Origin of the sequence: Hwanghaeella sp. 1Z406, from assembly GCF_048892425.1 — a bacterium.
Classification (GTDB): Bacteria; Pseudomonadota; Alphaproteobacteria; order UBA8366; family Aestuariispiraceae; genus Pacificispira.
In genome coordinates this window covers 554,633-573,071 of record NZ_JBLZHU010000001.1, presented here as the reverse complement: position 1 = coordinate 573,071, position 18,439 = coordinate 554,633, and the positions used below count along the sequence as shown (strand labels likewise).

Here is an 18,439-nt window from a genome sequence, read left to right as displayed (position 1 = left end):
CGCTTCTTGCGATTATGTGAAGAAAATCCGCTCCACTGTCCACCAGCTCGCAACCGCCCCGATCGCCAGAGAGGCGGGAATGGTTACCACCTGACGATACCAAGGATACCGCATGACGCCATAGACCGCGACAAAACAGGCCGCAACGATACTCAACTGGCCTGCCTCGACACCCAGATTAAAGGCGATCAGACCGGTGATAAAATCACCCTCCCCCAGGCCAATTTCCTTCAATACCCCCGCAAAGCCCAATCCATGCAACAGCCCGAAACAGAATACGATGACGGGACGCCAAGGATGCAGGCGGCTGGTCATCAGATTTTCGATGCAGACGAAGACAATACTGGCGGCGATCAGGGGTTCGACAATCTTGGGCGACAGAGTCAATATGCCCAGCATGCCCAATGCCAGTGTGACCGAATGGGCGACCGTAAAAGCCGTAATCTGCCACAACAGCGGTCGCACTGTAGGGCTGAGCAGGAACAGGCCTACGACAAAAAGGATATGGTCCAGTCCCTTAGGCAGGATATGGGTATACCCAACCGCGAAAAAATCCCAGGCGGCCTGCCAGAATGTGCGCACCGGCGGGCCTTCTACCGGAATGACCGCGCTTTCCTGACCATTCTGCAGCCAGGCCGCATAGATATCTTTGGAGTCGGATGGCGCGCGAATAACACTGGACCCGAAGTCAGCGCTCCACTGCCAGGTCATGCCTGTGGCCCCGGCTGGAATTTTACCAGACAGGACGATGATGCTTTCGCGAGGAAGGTCCAGATCCCCAACAGGGGGAATATTCAGGAACACTGTTTCGGGCCGTGTCACAACACCGTCAAACCGTAACACCGCGTTGCCAAGGAAGCGTTCCTTGAAGGGTTGAAAGGCCGCTTCCAAAGCTTCAGGCGCCAGGGTTCTTAAATGATCGTACTGATCTGCCTGGGGCGCATCATTTGTATTGCTGTGGGCGCTACTGACACCGGCGATCAATACTTCCAGATTGGTGATGACAACGACGCGATATGTACCATCCTGATCCAGCGTCACCGTCGCCAGGCTGGGCTTTATCTCATGGGCATGCACGGACAGAGGGCAGAGCAGACATAACAGAACGAACAGCACCGCATTGCCTTTCCCCCAGGCACCTATCAAGGTGCCTGTTAAGCGAAACAATGTGCGTTGTGAGGACATAATAGTGCCTATCCGTTGGAACCCCAGAATTCTGCTGTCGATCCTAAGCGCAGTGTTGCTTCTGGCAAGCCCCGCCCATAGCCATGAATTCTGGATCGAAGCCGACGCCTATCGCGTCGACCCAGATCAGGCGATCATCGGGCACACCAAAACCGGCATGAATTTCAAGGGCATTCGGGATTACTACCTGCCCCATCTGTTCGACAGGTTTGAAATGATTGATGCGGATGGCATGCGCCCTGTACAGGGCCTGCCGGGTGACATTCCACCGCTGAACATGACGCCCCGTCGGGCCGGTCTGCATCGCGTGATCTATCAATCCAAAACCAAGACGGTTCATTTCGAAGAATGGCAGAAATTTGCCGACTATCTGATCGATATGGGTCTGAATCCTCCCTTGTCCCGTCATCAGGAAATGGGATTCGCGCCGAATGATGTGACCGAATCCTATATTCGGTGCGCAAAGGCCCTGATCGCTGTGGGGGACGGGGTGGGCCAGGATGCACCCAGCGGCATGCCCTTCGAACTGGTCGCCCTGACAAACCCCTATACGACCCCCGAAGAACAAGGCATCAGGGTGCGATTGCTGTGGAACGGGGACCCTGCGCCCAACACGCAGATCACAATGTTCTATGGTCAGAATGAGACACTGCAAATCGTTAAGGTTCACACGGATTCAACGGGACAGGTCCAACTGCCCTATCTGGGGACGGGTCGCTATCTGGCGAATGCCGTACATTTCATGGAAGCGCCAGCGACTTATGAAACACCCTGGCTGAGCCATTGGGCATCCTTGACCTATGCCCATCCTTGACCAGACCAGCCTCAACAAACATACGTCTTAAGAAATTTGCGGCCCCCCGATTACCACCTTGGCCTTGCCGGATTTCGGCAGGGGCGTGGTTGCCTTCAAATCATTCATCACCCGGAAATATGCCTGACTGTAGGTTCCCTCTGGATAGCCACTGGCAAGCGATGCGATCGTATCCTGGGGGGTGATGGGTACAACAATCATGCGATAGGGATCAATCCGCGCGGCCTCCTGCGCTGACAAGAAGCGGAAGGAATAGGTCGTCTCCCGAAAGACTGTATTCAGGGACGCCGTGACAGATGGGTCCGATATAAACCGGAACCGGTAAATCTGGTTGCCGTCGCCCTGAATGGCGATGATGCGATAATCCTGTCCCTGCAGGCGCAGGGCCCCCGTGGCGGCTGGATTTCCGTTAATGTCGATGCGGGCCAAGTCCCCGATATTGGCCCCCTTGCCCCATTCCTGGGTCAGGTAGCTGTAGACATCCCCAGTCTTGCGTTTGGCCCCATCGAATACAATTGCGGCCTTCACATTCGGTTTTTCTGCGATAACGGCGTCGGATGTGTTGGTAATGTTAAACCCATCGGGCACCCGGAACCGAACTCTGAGCGTCGGGTGCAGGAATTCAGTCCCACGCACCAATCCCTGTTCCGGGTCGTCGCCATACAATATGCCATTGACCTGATCCAAATAAGCATCGCGGTTGGCGACCTGTCCGGGTTGGGCATATTGGCCGGCCAGTGCTTCCGCTTTCTGCACGCGCTCAATCGTTCGGGGATGGGTCGCATTGATATTTGATTCATCGACCGTGCTGGCTGGAAGGCCCTTCTGTTCCGCCTGAACAATTGAATGGTCGCGCAAGGTATCCAGGAACCCGACCATTGCCTCAGGATCATAGCCGCTTGCTGACATATAGCGGATGCCCAAGGAATCCGCTTCCAGCTCTTGTTCTCGCGAGAAGCTCTTCAGGACTGAATTTGCGACCTGCCCACCGACATCGCCGATGGCGCTTTGGCCCGTCAGCAAGACAGCGCCCAGCAACAGACCCTGTGCAAGTTGCGATTGCGCGATGCGTTGGGCGGTATGGCGCGCATTCACATGGCCGATTTCATGCGCCATGACGCCTGCCAGTTCCGCCTCGCTGGACGCCAGGGCCACCAGACCTCTTGAGACATAGCAATACCCGCCGGGAAGAGCGAAGGCATTGATAATCCATGAATTTACGATGGTAAACCGATAGGTGAATTCCTGATATTCAGCATGCTGAGCCAGGCGTTCCCCGAGATTCTGGACATAGGCATTCAAGGGCGGGTCGATATATTCACCGCCAAAGGATTTCACCAGCTCTGGATGCTGTTGCGCGCCAATCTTCTCATCATCTTCCAGCGAACTGAACCCGGTCAATGTGCTCTGCCCGGTCGCGCGATTGGTCGAACACCCCGCCAATCCAGCCGCTGCCGCGCCTGACAATCCCAGCCGTAAAACCCCGCGGCGCGTGGCCGCCAACCCGGACTCCGCCTTGGCTGAAGAATGATGTGCGCATCCAAAGCCACACATCCCCCCTGCGGCGGCACCATGCGATCTGAATCGATGCCCATCAATCCGACTTGTTTGATTGAATGTTTTCACCAGCGCGCTCCCTAATCAGCCATCCATCACCCAGGTCACCCTAGAGCATCATATAGGGATTGAGATGAAAATCCCCCAATGAAGAAAATGGGCCGGGTAAGATTTTGCAATTTCAAAAATAATTCGCAATTTGCAACGCATTTCGAGAACAACAAAAGCGACCGCTTCTCATTACCAGTCAGAACACATTTTCGTGATCAGAAAACATCTTTTTTATAGTTATTTATCAATTGTTTAGGCCGTTCTTCAAAAACCCTGATCACGGTAGCGAGAGTGGCACGCATCTTGGAATAACTTTGGTAACTTAACGTGGGTCAGTCACCTGATCGCAAATCAAGCCCCGTTAGGTTCTTTGCTTGGTTTCGACCAATCAAATGGAATTACCAGGTCCCCTGCCGACCCTCCCCACCCTCAGGCAGGGGACTTGGTTTTTCATCGCCAGTCACCGCAAATCCCGAACACGCAGACCCCGAACACGCAAACCCTGGGGCAGTCGCATTAGCGTTTTGCGGCAAAGAATGTCCGCAATAAAGTGGCCGCACGGGATTCCTGCACGCCCCCGACAATCTCACACTGATGATGACAGGTTTCCCGCTGAAATATGCGCGCACCATGTTCGATGCCACCGCCCTTGGGATCATAGGCCCCAAAGATAATGCGCCGCAGCCGCGCATGGGCAGCCGCCGTCGCACACATCGCACAAGGTTCCAGCGTCACATACAAATCACAATCCGGCAGCCGGGCGTCCCCCCGGACCTGACAGGCCGCCCGTATCGCCAGAATTTCCGCATGACCTGACGGGTCCTTATCCATCTCAACCCGATTGCCCGCGCGGGCCAGAATGCGGCCGGACTGCGCCTCGACCACAACGGCCCCGACTGGCACCTCGCCCCGGGCGGCGGCGGCCTCTGCCTCTTCAAAGGCAAGGGACATTGGATCGTCTTGGACTTCCGGGGTCATTTTGTGCATCCTATCTGAAGGCCAGCAAACGGCGCGGCTTGCCGCAACCCGCTGTGGGGGGTATGGCTGGGCCACAATCCTGATTAGTCTGTAACACGGGCAGCAAGCGCAACGCTATGAGCGATCCACACAATCCCCTTGAAAATGAAATGCCCGATCTCGCCGCAGATCAGGTGGGTGGCGAAACCCAGCGTCTGGCCAAACGAATTGCCCGGGCCGGCCTGTGTTCCAGGCGAGACGCAGAGCGCTGGATCGAAGACGGGCGCGTCTCCGTCAATGGCACGCAAATAGACAGCCCTGCGCTGAATGTCGGGCCTGACGACATCGTAGTCGTCGATGGAAAACCCCTGCCCGAGGCTCAGGCTGCGCGCCTGTGGCGCTATAACAAGCCGCCCGGCCTGGTCGTCACCGCCAAGGATGAGAAAGGCCGCGCCAATATCTTTGAACGGCTGCCCCCGGAAATGCCGCGCGTTGTCAGCATCGGACGGTTGGATTTGAATTCAGAAGGCCTGCTGCTGCTGACCAATGATGGCGACCTCGCACGTCGGCTGGAATTGCCCGCGACAGGGTGGATCCGTCGCTATCGTGTGCGGGTCCATGGCTATGTCAGTCAGGAAAAGCTGGACACTGTGGCCAATGGCGTCACGGTTGAAGGCATCCGCTATGGCGAAATCCGGGCGGAACTGGAAAGCCAGAAAGGTGCGAATGCCTGGGTTTCCGTATCCCTGACCGAAGGCAAGAACCGCGAAATCCGCAAGGTCATGGAATATCTGGATTACCCGGTCAATCGTCTGATCCGCGTCGCCTATGGTCCCTTCCAGTTAAGCACCCTGGCGCGCGGCGGCGTGGAAGAAGTCTCTGCCAAGATGCTGCGCGATACCGTCGGTGGCGAAAGCCGCAAGGGCCAGGCCAAATGGGCAAAGGCCAAAGCCAAACCAAAGCCGCATAAGAAACCGCTGCACAAATCCCGAAATCGTCGCGCGGAGATTCCAGCGGATACTGATGCGAAAGCCGTGGCTGATACGCCAAAGCCATCAAACAAGGCCGTCAGACCGGCCAAACCGACAGGCACCCGCATTACCCGATACGCCAAACCAGAAGGGAATGCGAAACAAGGCCCAAATCGCGGCGCCAGCCCAAAACCGTCTGGCATCAAACCAGCAGCCACAAAATCAATAGATCAAAGACATTCTGCAGATACTGTCGGTGAGGGAAAGAAACCTGGTGCCCGCATAGGCCCGAAACGAGGGAAGCCGAATGCGGATCGTCGCCGGTAGCCGCCGTGGATTGAACCTGAATGCACCAGAAGGCACAACAACCCGTCCCACATCGGAACGGGCGCGGGAATCCTTGTTCAACATCCTTGCCACACCCAAACACGCCAAAAAGTGGCACGATCGTCCCGTGGCTGATTTCTTTGCGGGGACCGGGGCTTTGGGCCTGGAAGCGTTAAGCCGCGGGGCGCGCCACTGCAGTTTTCTGGAAAACGATCCGGCAGCGTCAAAAGTTCTAAGCGCCAACATCAATAAGGCCCGCTTCCGCGACGTCACCACCATCCTGAATAAGGACGCCACCAAGCCCCCCACGGCCAAGGTGCCTTGTGGCCTGATCTTCTTCGACCCGCCCTATCGAGATCTGGTGGCAGAAAACAGTCTGGTCGCCGCCCAACGGCACGGTTGGCTGGCCAAGGACGGATTGGCCGTGTTGCAACTGCATCCCAAGGCCCCATTTGAGTGTCCGCCCGGGTTTGATGTCATTGATGACCGTCGCTATGGCGCGACGCGGTTTCTCTTTCTGGAACCTGCACAGGGATGACCATGCCGAGTTTCGACGCCGAGTTTCGCACAAAATTGCAGGAACTTTTCACCTGGCGGCGGGATGTGCGGCATTTCAAAACCGACCCGCTGCCTCCCGATGCGCTGGATAGATTACTGGCGATTGCCGACCAGGCGCCCTCTGTCGGACTCAGCCAGCCCTGGCGGTTCGTGTTGGTTGAAAAAGACGCGCCCCGTGCGGCGATCCGGTCTTCATTTGAGGTCCATAACAAGGCGGCGCTGGACGGGCTGGATGGGGACCGCGCGGAACTTTATGCGACATTAAAGCTGGCCGGGCTGGATCAGGCGCCAGTCCATCTGGCAGTTTTCTGCGATCCCGATCCAGATCAGGGCGGCGGCCTGGGCCGACAGACCATGCCAGAAACACTGGATTTTTCCGCCGTCGGTGCGATCCAAACTCTATGGCTGGCAGCACGGGCGGAAGGGATCGGATTGGGGTGGCTGTCGATCCTGAATCCCGATGACGTTTCAGACGCCCTGGATGTCCCAAAAGACTGGCGCTTTATCGCCTATCTGTGCATCGGTTATCCGCAGCAGGAAACCGACACGCCGGAATTGGAACGTGCGGGCTGGGAGCACCGCTCGCCCCTGTCACAGCGCATTTTTCGTCGCTGACCGCGCATGTCGGACCTTGTCGCCTATTCCGGTCTGTTCCTGTCCGCCCTGATCGCCGCAACAATCCTTCCCCTGCAATCCGAAGCCGTGCTGACCGCCTTGCTGGTGGCAGGCAATCAATCGGCATTCCTGCTGTTGGCCGTCGCCAGTGTCGGAAATGTGCTGGGGGCCGTGATCAATTGGGCGATCGGGCGCAGCCTGGACAAATTGCGCGGGCGATTCTGGACCAAACAGGACCCAAAAGCCCTGATCCGCGCCACGGAATGGTACCATCGCTGGGGCAAGTGGTCGCTGCTGCTCAGCTGGGCCCCCTTTATCGGCGACCCGTTGACCGTCGTCGCAGGCGTCCTGCGCGAACCCATTCTGCCCTTTCTGATCATCGTAACGATCGCAAAGACGGGACGCTATATTGCGCTGTATCTGTTGCTTCTGGGCCTGATCTGACACTCTGTACAGTTATGTCTAGACTCTGAAAAGGAAGCTGCTAAGGTTTTTTGAAACAATCTTTGGCACAAAGGGAGTCGTCAGATGAAATCGCAGTATCGGGTCGTGGTCATTGGCGGGGGCGTCGTTGGGGCGTCGGTTCTGTATCATCTGGCGAAATTCGGCTGGACCGATGTGGCGCTGGTCGAACGCTCAATCCTGACGGCAGGATCCTCCTGGCACGCAGCGGGGGGCATTCACGCGCTGAACGCCGATCCGAACATGGCGGCCTTGCAGGCCTATACCATCGACCTGCTGGCAGAGATTGAAAAGGAAAGCGGTCAGGATATCGGGCTGCATATGACAGGCGGTATCACCGTCGCCTCCGCCCCCGCGCGCTGGGAATGGCTGCAATCGGCCTATCGCATTTTCCAGACCATTGGCATCGAAGATTGCCACCTGATGACCCCTGAAGAGATCAAGGCCCGTTGCCCCATCATGGATGTGACAGGGGTCATCGGGGGCCTATGGGCGGACCGGGAAGGTTACATCGACACGACCGGCACAGTGCATGCCTATGCCAAGGCGGCAAAGATGCGCGGGGCGGAAGTGATCGAAAACAATAAGGTCGAGGAATTGATCCAGCGCCCCGATGGCAGTTGGGATGTTGTGACCCAGAAGGGCACAATCCATGCCGAGCATGTTGTGAATGCCGGTGGCCTGTGGGCCAAACAGGTGGGCCGGATGGTTGGCCTGGACCTGCCCCTGTCCCCGTTGGAACATCACTATCTGGTCACCGATTCCGTCCCGGAAATTGAAGCCCTGGATTTCGAAGTTCCCATGACCGTTGACCTGGAAGGCTTCACCTATCTGCGCCAGGATCAGAAGGGGGTGCTGTTGGGAATCTACGAAGTTGAACACAAACATTGGAACATGGACGGCGCACCCTGGGACTATGGGTTCGAGCTGATCCAGGAAGACTTCGACCGGATTGAAAACGAACTGACGCTGGGATTCAAACGTTATCCATGCCTTCAAGAAGTCGGTGTAAAACGTTGGGTTAATGGTGCTTTTACATTTTCTCCAGACGGAAACCCACTCGTAGGCCCCGTCCCCGGCAAGCGGAATTACTGGCTGGCCTGTGGTGTCATGGCAGGCTTCCTGCAGGGCGGCGGTGTTGGCAAATCACTGGCCGAATGGATGATCCATGGAGAGCCTGAGGCCGATGCCTGGCCGATGGATATTGCACGCTATGGGGCCTTTGCGTCGAACCGCGAATACATCAAACAGACAACCGGACAGTTCTATTCCCGGCGCTTCGTCATGACCTATCCAAATGAGCAACTGCCCGCCGGTCGTCCGCTGAAGAAGGCCCCTGCCTATGACGCCATGACTGCCGCCGGGGCGAAATGGGGATGCAGCTGGGGGTTGGAAGTCCCCTTGATGTTTGGCCCACCAGGATTTGAAGAAACACCGACCCTGAAACGCTCAAACGCCTTCGATGTGGTTGCCGAAGAATGCAAGGCTGTGCGGGAAACAGTGGGGCTGTTGGATATATCCGGCTTCTCCCGTTTTGAGGTGTCCGGCCCTGAGGCTGAGACCTGGTTGAACACCATCATGGCAAGCCGCCTGCCCAAACCGGGCCGCGCCAAGCTGGCCCCGATGCTGTCCCCGGAAGGCCGCCTGAAAGGCGACCTGACCGTCTTTAATTGGGGAGATGGGACCTGGTGGATCATGGGGTCCTATTATCTGCGGGCCTGGCATATGCGGTGGTTCCAGGACCATCGGTCCGGCGACGTTACCGTGCGGGATATTTCCGATGCCATGGTTGGCTTCTCTCTGGCTGGTCCGAACTCCCGCAAAGTACTGGAAGGTCTGACCCATCAGGATATCAGCCATGCTGCCCTGCCCTTTATGGGCTGTATGGAACTGGATATCGGTCTGATCCGGGCCAAGGTTGCACGCCTGTCCGTTTGCGGCGAATTAGGGTACGAGATCAATGTCCCCGCCGTTGAACATATTGCGCTCCGCGAGATGCTGCTGAAGGCTGGTGCTGATCATGGCATGCGGGAATATGGCTTCTATGCGATGAATTCATTGCGCCTGGAAAAGAGTTTTGGCATCTGGTCGCGCGAATTCACCCAGGGCTATACGCCAGGCCAGACCGGCATGGATCGTTGGATCGACTGGCAGAAGCCGGACTTCATCGGACGCAAGGCCGCACTGGCGGAGCGGGATGCAGGCGGGGCGGCGACCTGTCTGGTAACGCTTGCCATCGACAGCCCGGATGCAGAGGTCAGCGGATATGAACCAGTCTGGCAGGATGGTGTTCGGGTTGGCTTTATTACATCGGGCGGCTATGGGCATACCATCGGGACCAGCCTTGCAATGGCCCTGGTTGAGCGCCCCTTCACACAGCCGGGCACAGAATTAACCGTCCATGTCGTCGGGGTAGAGCGTAAGGCAAAGGTGATTGCGCCGTCCCCTTATGATCCAGACGGCGCGCGGATGCGGCTGTGAGCCCGGAAGGACAAGCGCCCGCCGCCCATACAAAGGCAACGCGGCAGGATTGGATCGACCTGGCCCTGAAGACGCTGATTTCCGATGGCGTTGAACAGGTCAAAATCCTGCCGTTGAGCCAATCCCTGAAGGTGTCCCGCTCCAGCTTCTATTGGTATTTTCAAAGCCGGGAAGATCTTCTGGCGGCACTGCTGGAGATTTGGGCGGGCACCAACACCCCCGCCATTGTATCGCGCGCACAACGGCCCTGCCCCAACATAACAGACGCTGTTCTGGCAGTTTTTGAGTGCTTTTTGGATTCCACTTTGTTTGATCCAAAACTGGATTTTGCGGTCCGGGAATGGTCCAGGCGAGATCCTGAAATCCGCCGCATTGTCGATCAATCCGACGATACCCGCATGCAGGCCCTGACGAAGATGTTTGCGCGCCATGGCTTTGCGCCCAATGAATCCTTCATTCGCGCCCGCATCCTGTACTATATGCAGATCGGCTATTACGCGCTGGATATTGCCGAAACGCTGGACGAACGATTAGCCCACAGCCGCGACTACCTTATCGGCTTTACCGGCGAAATTCCCAGTCAGGAAACCCTGGACAGATTTATTTCCTTTGCAAAATCTAATACCCACCCCACCTCGTAAAGACTTTCGAGGAGGAGATAATTGATGATCACGTTATTTTATGCCTGCCTGCTTGCCCTGCTTATGGCCGCTCTGGGCTTGCGCATTCCAGGACAGCGCGGTCGCACGCGGGTCAGCCTGGGCGATGGCGGAGATCCTGAATTAACCGCGCGTATCCGCACCTTCGGCAATTTTGTCGAATGGGTGCCGATGATCCTGATTTTGATGCTGATGATCGAAACCCTTTCCGGATCAATCTATTTTCTGCATCTTGCGGGCATCGTTTTGGTCCTGGCGCGAATACTCCATTCCCAATCGCTGCGCGTTACGGGCACGACCAAGCTACAAATGCGGATGCGGGTTGTCTCAACAGTCATGACCGTCGCCACCCTGATCCTCAGCGCCGTGTATGGCCTGATCCTGACAATACCAGCGTTGCTGATTTAAGGGTGCCAGCGCCGCAACAGCAGGGAACTGGTGACAACGCTGACAGAACTCATGGCCATGGCGGCACCTGCAATCTCGGGACTCAGATAGCCCAAAGCCGCCAAGGGCAGGCCCACGACATTGTAGAAAAACGCCCAGAACAGATTGTGATGGATTTTTCTGACAGTACGGCGACAGATATCCAGGGCCGCCGGAACCAGATTTAAATCTGCCCGCATCAAGGTTACAGGGGCCGCATCCAGGGCGATATCCGTCCCCGTCCCCATTGCCAGCCCAAGATCGGCCTGAACCAGGGCTGGCGCATCATTGATACCATCGCCCACCATGGCAACCTGTTGTCCCGACACCTGCAAGGCCTTCACAGCCTTCACCTTGCGATCAGGCTTCACCCCGGCGGTAACATCGGAAATGCCAACCATGGCCGCGATGCGCTGGGCTACCGCCTGGCTGTCGCCTGACAACAGGCCAACGCGGATGCCCTGGGCCGTCAATTTTGCGATGGCATCCTTCGCCTCCGGCCGCGGGGCATCGATCAGGCCAAACCACGCGATCAACTTGCCATCCTTCGCCAGGAAGGCAACGGTCTCCCCCTCTTCCTCCATTGCGGCGGCACTGATTTCTATCGCTTGTGTGATTGCAATATCGGAGCGTGCCATTGCCGCCCGGTTACCCAGAACCAGGGCATGACCGTCCAGTCTTCCAGAAACCCCCTCACCCGGATGATTGCGGAACTTTTCTGGGGACTTCAGGCGGGACGCCTGCCCGTCATAGGCTGCCCGGAAGGCGTCTGCCAGGGGATGGTCACTGCCACGTTGCAAGGCAACGGCAAGCGCCAGAACTGCGCTCTCTTCGCCTTCATCCCCGTCTTCCGCCAATTGTGTTTGGATCAGACGCGGCTGCCCCACGGTCACGGTACCGGTCTTATCAAACAGGACGGTATCGATATGGGCGGCACGCTCCATCGCCTCGACATCTTTGATCAGGATACCGGCTTTTGCCGCAGCCCCAGTCCCGGCCACAATTGCCGTTGGCGTTGCAAGCCCCAGGGCACACGGGCACGCGATGACCAGAACCGAAACCGCCGCAATCAGGGCGGTTTCAAACCTGCCGCCAGCGACCATCCAACCGATAAAGGTGACAGCAGCAATCCCCAGAACGATCGGCACAAAGATCGCGCTGACACGATCGACCAGCCGTTGCATTGGGGCCTTGCCGCTTTGCGCGCGCTCTACCAGCCGCACAATTTTCGACAGGGTCGTGTCCTTGCCAACCGCCGTCGCCTCTATCCTCAGCAGGCCATCGCCATTGATCGCGCCGCCGACAACAGGGTCGCCTTGCGATTTCGCAACGGCAACACTTTCCCCGGTGATCAGCGATTCATCGATGCTGGTTGTACCGTCCAGAATGCGGCCATCCACGGGAATGCGCTCCCCTGGGCGCACCCGCAGGACATCACCAACCGCAATATCGCTCAGCGCCACGATTTCTTCATCGCCAGACTGTGTGATGCGACAGACTTCATCAGGGGTCAGCGCCATCAGGCCCCGGATCGCCTCGCTGGTGCTCTGCTTTGCGCGGGATTCCAGGCGCTTGCCAAACAGAACGAGCGTCACGATCACGGCGGCAGCCTCAAAATAAAGGTGACCCTGTGCCGCGATCCCCTGGCTGAAAACCAGCCACAGGCTGAAAAAGAACGCAGCCCCCGTCCCCATGGCGACCAGCAGATCCATCGTGCCCGTGCGGGTCAGAATCGCATGCCACGCCCCCTTATAGAATGTCCAACCTGCCCCGAACACTACCGGCGCGGCCAGGACGGGTTCCAGCCAATAGGGCAGCATCCAATGCTGGCCTGCGGCCATACCGATCATTTGAATCAGAAAAGGGAGGGTCAGAACGACCGCAACGACCAGCCACAGCCAGGCCTGACGCTCTGTTGCGCGCTGCGAGGCTTCCCTGACGTCTGGATCGACATCGTTCAGGTACCAGGCGGTATAGCCCGCCCGTTCCACCGCCTTAATCAGCGCCGTCGGAGTGGCGCTTCCTTCAACCGAGGCCTTTTCCAGCGCCAGATTAACCTGTGCAGTCGAAACACCGTCCACAGATTTCAGCGCCTTTTCTACCCGTCCGGCACAGCCAGCACAGGTCATCCCATCAATATCCAGACTGATCGCAGTCATCATTCATCTCCTTTGGCCTGCACCAAATGTGGGGGTTCCAGTAACAGGAAGGTCAAGGGGTCATTTATGATCTTGAATGCTTGACCTTCCAGTCAGGGGAACCTTTATAGGAGTGATTGGAACAGGAGCCACACAGATGAATATCTCAGACGCCGCCCAACAAACCGGCCTGCCCGCCAAGACGCTGCGCTATTATGAAGAGATTGCTCTGCTGGTGCCGGATCGGGCTGATAATGGCTATCGTGATTTTAGCAATGATCACATCGCGACCTTACAATTCCTGAAGCGGGCGAGGGATTTGGGCTTTTCAATTGAGGAATGCCGAACCCTGCTGAGCCTGTATTCCGATGCCAATCGCACCAGTGCAGAGGTAAAGGCTATCGCCAGCAAACATCTCGATGAAATCGATGAAAAAATTAATGTTCTGAAAGACATGCGCGAAACTCTTGCGCATTTGATTCACTGTTGTGATGGCGATCATCGCCCGTCCTGTCCTATTCTCAATTCTCTCGCTGGAGATTCTCTATGAAATCAGCCCTGCCCTTGATTGTCTTAATAATGACTGCCGCCAACTTCGCCCGCGCTGAGACAATCCTTCTGCCCGACGATCCAACCTTTGTGAAGCTGGGGAAGGTGATCTATGATTCGGAATGTGCAGCCTGTCACGGTCCAAACTTGGAAGGACAACCGAATTGGAATGTGCGCAAAGCTGATGGAAAATTGCCCGCCCCGCCCCAAGATGAGACAGGGCATACCTGGCATCATTCCGAAACACAGATTTTTGAGATGACCAAATACGGGATTCAAAAATTCGCCGGGCCCGATTACAAAACAGATATGCCTGCCTTTGAGAAAAAACTTACAGACGCTGAAATCATTGCCGTGCTGTCCTATATAAAAAGCAGATGGCCGTCTGACGTTCGCGCCCGTAATACAAAAATGTCTGGCGGCTAACCTCCCTCGCCTTTAAGGAACTTATATGAAAGCCGCTGAACTGTTTGTAAAATGCCTGGAAGAAGAAGGCGTCGAACGTATTTATGGTGTGCCTGGCGAAGAAAACGCCGATCTGATGATCGCCCTGATGGATTCGAAGATCGATTTTATTCTGTGCCGACATGAACAGGCGGCGGCCTTTATGGCCGACAGTTATGGGCGCCTGACGGGCAAGGCCGGGGTCTGCCTGTCCACGCTGGGTCCGGGTGCGACCAATCTGGTGACCGGTCTGGCGGATGCCAATATGGATCGCGCCCCCGTCGTCGCGATCATTGGTCAGGGATCCACCAAGCGTCTGCACAAGGAAAGCCATCAGAATATGGATTCCGTGGCGATGATGCGTCCCATTTCCAAATGGGCGCAATCCATCACGTCTGCTGGCAATATTACGGAAGTGGTGCGCAAGGCCTTCAAAGTGGCGGAAACCGAAAAGCCGGGCGTCTGCGTCATCGAATTACCGGAAGATATTGCAAAGCAGGAGGTTGACGATTCCCCCATGCCCGCCCGCAAGGTCCGTCGCCCCGGCGCAGACTATAAGGCAATTGCAGAGGCCGCGCGCCTGATCGGCGAAGCGAAGAACCCGATCATTCTGGCGGGCAATGGCGCGATCCGAAAGCGGGCCGCGAAGCAACTTTTCCGGCTTGCAACGAAAACCGGGATTGGCGTTGTGAACACCTTCATGGGCAAGGGCGCGGTCCCCATGGATGATCCCCATTGCCTGTTCACCATGGGCCTGGGATCGGGGGATTATAACAATCTGGCCTTCGATGATGCGGATCTGGTGATTTCCTGTGGCTATGACCTGGTTGAATATGCGCCCTCCGCCTGGAATCGCAGCAACAAGGATACCAAGAAAATAATTCATATCGACTTCAGCCCTGCCGAGGTCGACCGCGACTATCAGGCAACGGTGGAGGTTGTGGGCGATCTGGCCGATGCCCTGTGGCAGTTGAACGAGGCTGTGAACGATATGTATGCGGACCGCATGCCCTTGTTCAACATCGCCGACCGTCAGGCCTTGCGCAACATCATGTCCGAAGAATTCGCCGCCCAGAAGGACGACACGGCCGTTCCGGTCAAACCACAGAAGATCCTGTGGGATGTGCGCGACTTCATGGGGCCGGAGGATATCCTGCTGTCTGATGTCGGTGCTCATAAAATGTGGATTGCGCGCCATTATCAATGCATGGAACCCAATACCTGCTTGATTTCCAACGGGTTCTGCACGATGGGCTTTGCCATGCCAGGCTCCATCGGGGCGAAAATGGCCTTTCCGGATAAAAAGGTCCTTTCGATTTCTGGTGATGCTGGCTTTATGATGAATGTGCAGGAACTGGAGACCGCCGTTCGCCTGAAGCTGAATGTTGTCGCCATGATCTGGTGCGACGGGGAATATGGCCTGATCAAATGGAAGCAACAGACGGGCTTCCAGGGACGGCATTCTCCATTGGCCTTTAACAATCCAGATTTCGTACAACTGGCCTACAGCTTTGGCATGTGGGGTAAGGAGATCACGGCGACCGATCAGATCATCCCGACGCTGAAGGAAGCCTTTGCCCAGGAAGGCCCGGCATTGATTGCCATTCCCGTCGACTATTCCGAAAATATGAAATTGTCCGAACGCTTGGGCAATGTCAGCGTCGCACTGTAACGAAGGAAGGACGTATTTTACGTATGTTTGGAGTCCGAATGGACCGCACCGTACCGTTTTTGCTGGCGATCAGCATGGCTTTTCTGTGCCTGCCCCGTACAGACGTCAGGGCACAGGAGACGACACCGTTTTTTACCGAAAGCTGCGAAGCCCTGTTCCAACAGGAAGAACCGGCCTTTCGGCGCCCCATGACCGAAATGCCAATGGTGGTTACCTTTATGCTGGGGTTCTATACCGCTAAGGGTGAGGACAACGGTCTAAAATTGCTGGAAATCGCCAATCGTTCCGACATTATCCCAGGATTGATTGAGCATTGTCGCAATACTCCAACAGACAGCTATTTGACCGCCCTGGGCAAGACGGTTCCAACCCCGTTGGAAACGCCACTGGAAAACCCGACACCAATGCTGTTTGACGCTGCCTGTTCAGTGGTATTCGGCCCGCCTCCTAAGACCTTCCTGCGCTCGCCCCTGGAATTCTCCCTAATTCAGCATTTTGCAATGGGCTACTACACCGCCGCAGATGAAGAGTTAGACCCCACAGTCATGGCAAAACGCAGGGATCTGATGGTCGTTCTGTATGATCAGTGCATGGAAGATCTGGACCAACCGCTGATCAAAGCCATTGCAGAAACCGTCCCGGAATCCTGAAACGGCCGATAAAAACTCCTGAACTGGCCTGACTCTTGCTTGTCTGACCTTGATGAAATTCGAATGGTTCGGGGCAGTCAATGACATCAATTTCAACAGGTCAGTACATCCACAGAAACGATACGGGCTTGTTTGCGCCCGCTATGGACTCGTCCACGTCGCCCTCAGACAAGACGGGCACTGCCACACCATTTGGTGCCAGCAATCAGGGCTTATCTGCGGAAAATGTGGCCACACCCGTCTCCGCAAACCCCAGTGGCTTGCTGTCATCGGACACACAATCCACCTTGCTGGCCGCTCAGGAAAGCAGCACCAGCCAACCGAAACAGCAACCCACAGACCCCAATGCGTATCAACCCACCGATACGGAAAAAGCATTTCTGGAATATATGGAAAAGACACCCGCGGAGCGCATTCGCGATGCCATCCTAAAGGAAATGGGAATAACGGAAGAGGACCTGGCCCAGATGACACCTGAACGGCGCCAGGGAATAGAAGAAGAAATTGCCCAGCGCATGCAAGATAAGGCGATCAAGACTGCAGAGGATCGCGAAAACCGCAACGCTTAGGCTTTATGCCTTAACTACCTTTGGGTCATCATCCATGGAAATCGCGCGCTCTGTTGGTGCACGCGCCATTGTTGCCAGCCCCGTCCCCTTGCGGAAATCATCCAGCAACGCATCAAAATCATCCGCAGCAATACGCCCCCCAATGCGGCTACCCGAAAAGTAACGCCAATAGCTGACGCAATGCTTCGTTGACCCGATAACCGTTCCCAGGACGTCAAAAATCTCGCTGGCATTTGTTAATGTCTGCTTCAGGGCCTGCGGATTTTGTTTGCCAACGAATTCTTCAATGTAGTTTTTTTCGTAACTGGCCAGATGCTTGTGGCACAGCTTCCAATCTTCGGTAAAGGATGCGCGGATCGCGCGGATGGTTTTTTGCGTCTCCCCCTTCTGTTCGATAGAGGAATAGCCGTAAATGCGAGCGGATTCTATCTCTTTGAGCATCTTAACCAGATCAGCATGGGAATCCTGTGCCTGATACTTGTAATACAACAACCCCTTCCAGGAGAAGATGATCTCACTGGCTTTTTCCTGCGGGATATCCAGCGTCTTCAAAATCGGTTTCAGCAATTGGGTTTGCTTGGGGTCCCAGATTTTATCAGCAAGAGAGCGCGCCGCATCATTCTTTCCCTTCTCGCCAAAGGCCATCTGAGCCAAGGGCACGAAGTCAGAAATAATACGCTCTTTAATCCGGCTCCATTCCATCTCATCGATCTGAAAATAGGACTTATCGACCGTAACCCCCAATTCCGACATTTTCTCGCGCAACAGAAACGGATCCAGTGACGGGATGCGATCCAGCTCTTTCAGGATCGCCATGTCCCGATCGTTATTCTCATTATCCTCTGGCTGAAACCCAAAATACTCCTGCAGGGCCTTCATGAGGTTTGGCTGTCCAATGAACGCAAACAAGCCTCCTTGGGCAAGATCATTGCGGTCAAAGGGCTTAAACAATTTGGTCGCATTATCCTGGGTGATGCTGAAAGCGATTTTGTCTGGAGGCTGAACAATTGATTTTAAGATCAATGTGTTATTCAGTGATTTATTTCTAAAGAAAGTCTCGTGCTCACCTTCTGTTTTCAACAACCTTTGAGTCAAAAGATTCAAATTCAAAACACGGGACGTCGATGTGATATTCGACAAATTTCCCATATTGCGAAACTCTTTACTCGTCTTTTTCATAGGACGCCTACTTTTCACTCTAAAGTTTTTGACTGCGACACCATCTAGCTCTTTAAGGCACTTACAGAAAACTGTATTCGAAACCTTAGATTCACTCAATCCTTATGATGTGCATTAACCATACTTTCGATGTCTAGCGCCATCCATCCGCAACAATACGACAATTATCGGCCCA

At 55.7% G+C, this 18,439-nt stretch carries 18 protein-coding genes; 13 read left to right on the top strand and 5 right to left on the bottom strand.

The genetic code is table 11. The annotated features are described in order from the left end of the window. Positions 1-12: 12 nt before the first annotated feature. On the bottom strand, positions 13-1,185 hold the full coding sequence (locus ACOSDR_RS02620; protein WP_420730306.1) for a HupE/UreJ family protein: 1,173 nt from the start codon (positions 1,183-1,185) through the stop codon (positions 13-15). Positions 1,186-1,189: 4 nt separating this feature from the next. On the opposite strand from ACOSDR_RS02620, the gene ACOSDR_RS02615 reads away from it, so the two are divergent. Further along, entirely contained in the window at positions 1,190-1,999 is an 810-nt protein-coding gene (locus ACOSDR_RS02615; protein WP_420730305.1) for a DUF4198 domain-containing protein, read from the top strand. Positions 2,000-2,026: 27 nt separating this feature from the next. Here ACOSDR_RS02615 and ACOSDR_RS02610 read toward each other — a convergent pair whose 3' ends face one another. Together ACOSDR_RS02610 and ACOSDR_RS02605 are read right to left on the bottom strand one after the other, a co-directional pair. Continuing rightward, positions 2,027-3,502: a M48 family metalloprotease gene (locus ACOSDR_RS02610; protein ID WP_420730304.1), complete on the bottom strand. Its 1,476-nt coding sequence runs from the start codon at positions 3,500-3,502 to the stop codon at positions 2,027-2,029. 621 nt (positions 3,503-4,123) lie between these two features. Continuing rightward, positions 4,124-4,585 (bottom strand): nucleoside deaminase, encoded by a 462-nt coding sequence (locus ACOSDR_RS02605; protein WP_420724442.1) that lies wholly within the window; start codon positions 4,583-4,585, stop codon positions 4,124-4,126. Between the two features lie 116 nt (positions 4,586-4,701). Between ACOSDR_RS02605 and ACOSDR_RS02600 the strand changes: the two genes are divergently transcribed. The 7 genes from ACOSDR_RS02600 to ACOSDR_RS02570 all read left to right on the top strand — a co-directional run bounded on the left by ACOSDR_RS02600 (position 4,702) and on the right by ACOSDR_RS02570 (position 11,045). Continuing rightward, positions 4,702-5,862, top strand: coding sequence for a pseudouridine synthase (locus ACOSDR_RS02600; protein ID WP_420730303.1), 1,161 nt, complete (start codon positions 4,702-4,704; stop codon positions 5,860-5,862). Further along, positions 5,843-6,400, top strand: coding sequence for a 16S rRNA (guanine(966)-N(2))-methyltransferase RsmD (gene rsmD, locus ACOSDR_RS02595; protein WP_420730302.1), 558 nt, complete (start codon positions 5,843-5,845; stop codon positions 6,398-6,400). The genes ACOSDR_RS02600 and rsmD overlap by 20 nt, the downstream gene beginning before the upstream one ends. A 2-nt stretch (positions 6,401-6,402) precedes the next feature. After that, complete coding sequence (gene bluB / locus ACOSDR_RS02590) at positions 6,403-7,035, top strand: 5,6-dimethylbenzimidazole synthase (protein WP_420730301.1); 633 nt, start codon at positions 6,403-6,405, stop codon at positions 7,033-7,035. 6 nt (positions 7,036-7,041) lie between these two features. Beyond that, on the top strand, positions 7,042-7,479 hold the full coding sequence (locus ACOSDR_RS02585; protein ID WP_420730300.1) for a YqaA family protein: 438 nt from the start codon (positions 7,042-7,044) through the stop codon (positions 7,477-7,479). A gap of 84 nt (positions 7,480-7,563) precedes the next feature. Continuing rightward, on the top strand, positions 7,564-9,978 hold the full coding sequence (locus ACOSDR_RS02580) for a GcvT family protein (RefSeq protein WP_420730299.1): 2,415 nt from the start codon (positions 7,564-7,566) through the stop codon (positions 9,976-9,978). Next, positions 9,975-10,619 carry a TetR/AcrR family transcriptional regulator gene (locus ACOSDR_RS02575; protein WP_420724448.1) on the top strand — a complete coding sequence of 215 codons (645 nt, stop codon included), beginning with the start codon at positions 9,975-9,977 and terminating at the stop codon, positions 10,617-10,619. Before ACOSDR_RS02580 ends, ACOSDR_RS02575 begins: the two co-directional genes overlap by 4 nt. Before the next feature lie 24 nt (positions 10,620-10,643). Further along, positions 10,644-11,045, top strand: a complete 402-nt coding sequence (locus tag ACOSDR_RS02570; RefSeq protein WP_420724449.1) for an MAPEG family protein — start codon at positions 10,644-10,646, stop codon at positions 11,043-11,045. On the opposite strand, the gene ACOSDR_RS02565 is transcribed toward ACOSDR_RS02570, so the two are convergent. Next, positions 11,042-13,225 carry a heavy metal translocating P-type ATPase gene (locus ACOSDR_RS02565; RefSeq protein WP_420730298.1) on the bottom strand — a complete coding sequence of 728 codons (2,184 nt, stop codon included), beginning with the start codon at positions 13,223-13,225 and terminating at the stop codon, positions 11,042-11,044. The genes ACOSDR_RS02570 and ACOSDR_RS02565 overlap by 4 nt on opposite strands. A gap of 133 nt (positions 13,226-13,358) precedes the next feature. On the opposite strand from ACOSDR_RS02565, the gene cueR reads away from it, so the two are divergent. From cueR to ACOSDR_RS02540, 5 genes are all read left to right on the top strand, one after another. Next, complete coding sequence (gene cueR / locus ACOSDR_RS02560) at positions 13,359-13,751, top strand: Cu(I)-responsive transcriptional regulator (RefSeq protein WP_420724451.1); 393 nt, start codon at positions 13,359-13,361, stop codon at positions 13,749-13,751. Then, positions 13,748-14,176: a c-type cytochrome gene (locus tag ACOSDR_RS02555; RefSeq protein ID WP_420724452.1), complete on the top strand. Its 429-nt coding sequence runs from the start codon at positions 13,748-13,750 to the stop codon at positions 14,174-14,176. The genes cueR and ACOSDR_RS02555 overlap by 4 nt, the downstream gene beginning before the upstream one ends. 25 nt (positions 14,177-14,201) lie before the next feature. Continuing rightward, complete coding sequence (locus ACOSDR_RS02550) at positions 14,202-15,866, top strand: acetolactate synthase large subunit (RefSeq protein WP_420724453.1); 1,665 nt, start codon at positions 14,202-14,204, stop codon at positions 15,864-15,866. Positions 15,867-15,904: 38 nt separating this feature from the next. Next, positions 15,905-16,516 (top strand): hypothetical protein, encoded by a 612-nt coding sequence (locus ACOSDR_RS02545; protein ID WP_420730297.1) that lies wholly within the window; start codon positions 15,905-15,907, stop codon positions 16,514-16,516. Between the two features lie 80 nt (positions 16,517-16,596). Continuing rightward, a complete protein-coding gene (locus tag ACOSDR_RS02540; RefSeq protein ID WP_420724455.1) occupies positions 16,597-17,085 on the top strand; it encodes a hypothetical protein in 489 nt (162 codons plus the stop codon). 3 nt (positions 17,086-17,088) lie between these two features. Here ACOSDR_RS02540 and ACOSDR_RS02535 read toward each other — a convergent pair whose 3' ends face one another. Continuing rightward, complete coding sequence (locus tag ACOSDR_RS02535) at positions 17,089-17,964, bottom strand: hypothetical protein (RefSeq protein WP_420724456.1); 876 nt, start codon at positions 17,962-17,964, stop codon at positions 17,089-17,091. Between the last annotated feature and the right edge of the window lie 475 nt (positions 17,965-18,439).

Coding starts and splice junctions, on each gene's coding strand:
- ACOSDR_RS02550 (WP_420724453.1), top strand. CDS start 14,202: ATGAAAGCCGCTGAACTGTTTGTAAAATGCCTGGAAGAAGAAGGCGTC.
- ACOSDR_RS02600 (WP_420730303.1), top strand. CDS start 4,702: ATGAGCGATCCACACAATCCCCTTGAAAATGAAATGCCCGATCTCGCC.
- ACOSDR_RS02565 (WP_420730298.1), bottom strand. CDS start 13,225: ATGATGACTGCGATCAGTCTGGATATTGATGGGATGACCTGTGCTGGC.
- ACOSDR_RS02585 (WP_420730300.1), top strand. CDS start 7,042: ATGTCGGACCTTGTCGCCTATTCCGGTCTGTTCCTGTCCGCCCTGATC.
- ACOSDR_RS02605 (WP_420724442.1), bottom strand. CDS start 4,585: ATGACCCCGGAAGTCCAAGACGATCCAATGTCCCTTGCCTTTGAAGAG.
- ACOSDR_RS02570 (WP_420724449.1), top strand. CDS start 10,644: ATGATCACGTTATTTTATGCCTGCCTGCTTGCCCTGCTTATGGCCGCT.
- ACOSDR_RS02620 (WP_420730306.1), bottom strand. CDS start 1,185: ATGTCCTCACAACGCACATTGTTTCGCTTAACAGGCACCTTGATAGGT.
- cueR (WP_420724451.1), top strand. CDS start 13,359: ATGAATATCTCAGACGCCGCCCAACAAACCGGCCTGCCCGCCAAGACG.
- ACOSDR_RS02580 (WP_420730299.1), top strand. CDS start 7,564: ATGAAATCGCAGTATCGGGTCGTGGTCATTGGCGGGGGCGTCGTTGGG.
- rsmD (WP_420730302.1), top strand. CDS start 5,843: ATGCGGATCGTCGCCGGTAGCCGCCGTGGATTGAACCTGAATGCACCA.
- ACOSDR_RS02535 (WP_420724456.1), bottom strand. CDS start 17,964: ATGAAGGCCCTGCAGGAGTATTTTGGGTTTCAGCCAGAGGATAATGAG.
- ACOSDR_RS02555 (WP_420724452.1), top strand. CDS start 13,748: ATGAAATCAGCCCTGCCCTTGATTGTCTTAATAATGACTGCCGCCAAC.
- ACOSDR_RS02545 (WP_420730297.1), top strand. CDS start 15,905: ATGGACCGCACCGTACCGTTTTTGCTGGCGATCAGCATGGCTTTTCTG.
- ACOSDR_RS02540 (WP_420724455.1), top strand. CDS start 16,597: ATGACATCAATTTCAACAGGTCAGTACATCCACAGAAACGATACGGGC.
- bluB (WP_420730301.1), top strand. CDS start 6,403: ATGCCGAGTTTCGACGCCGAGTTTCGCACAAAATTGCAGGAACTTTTC.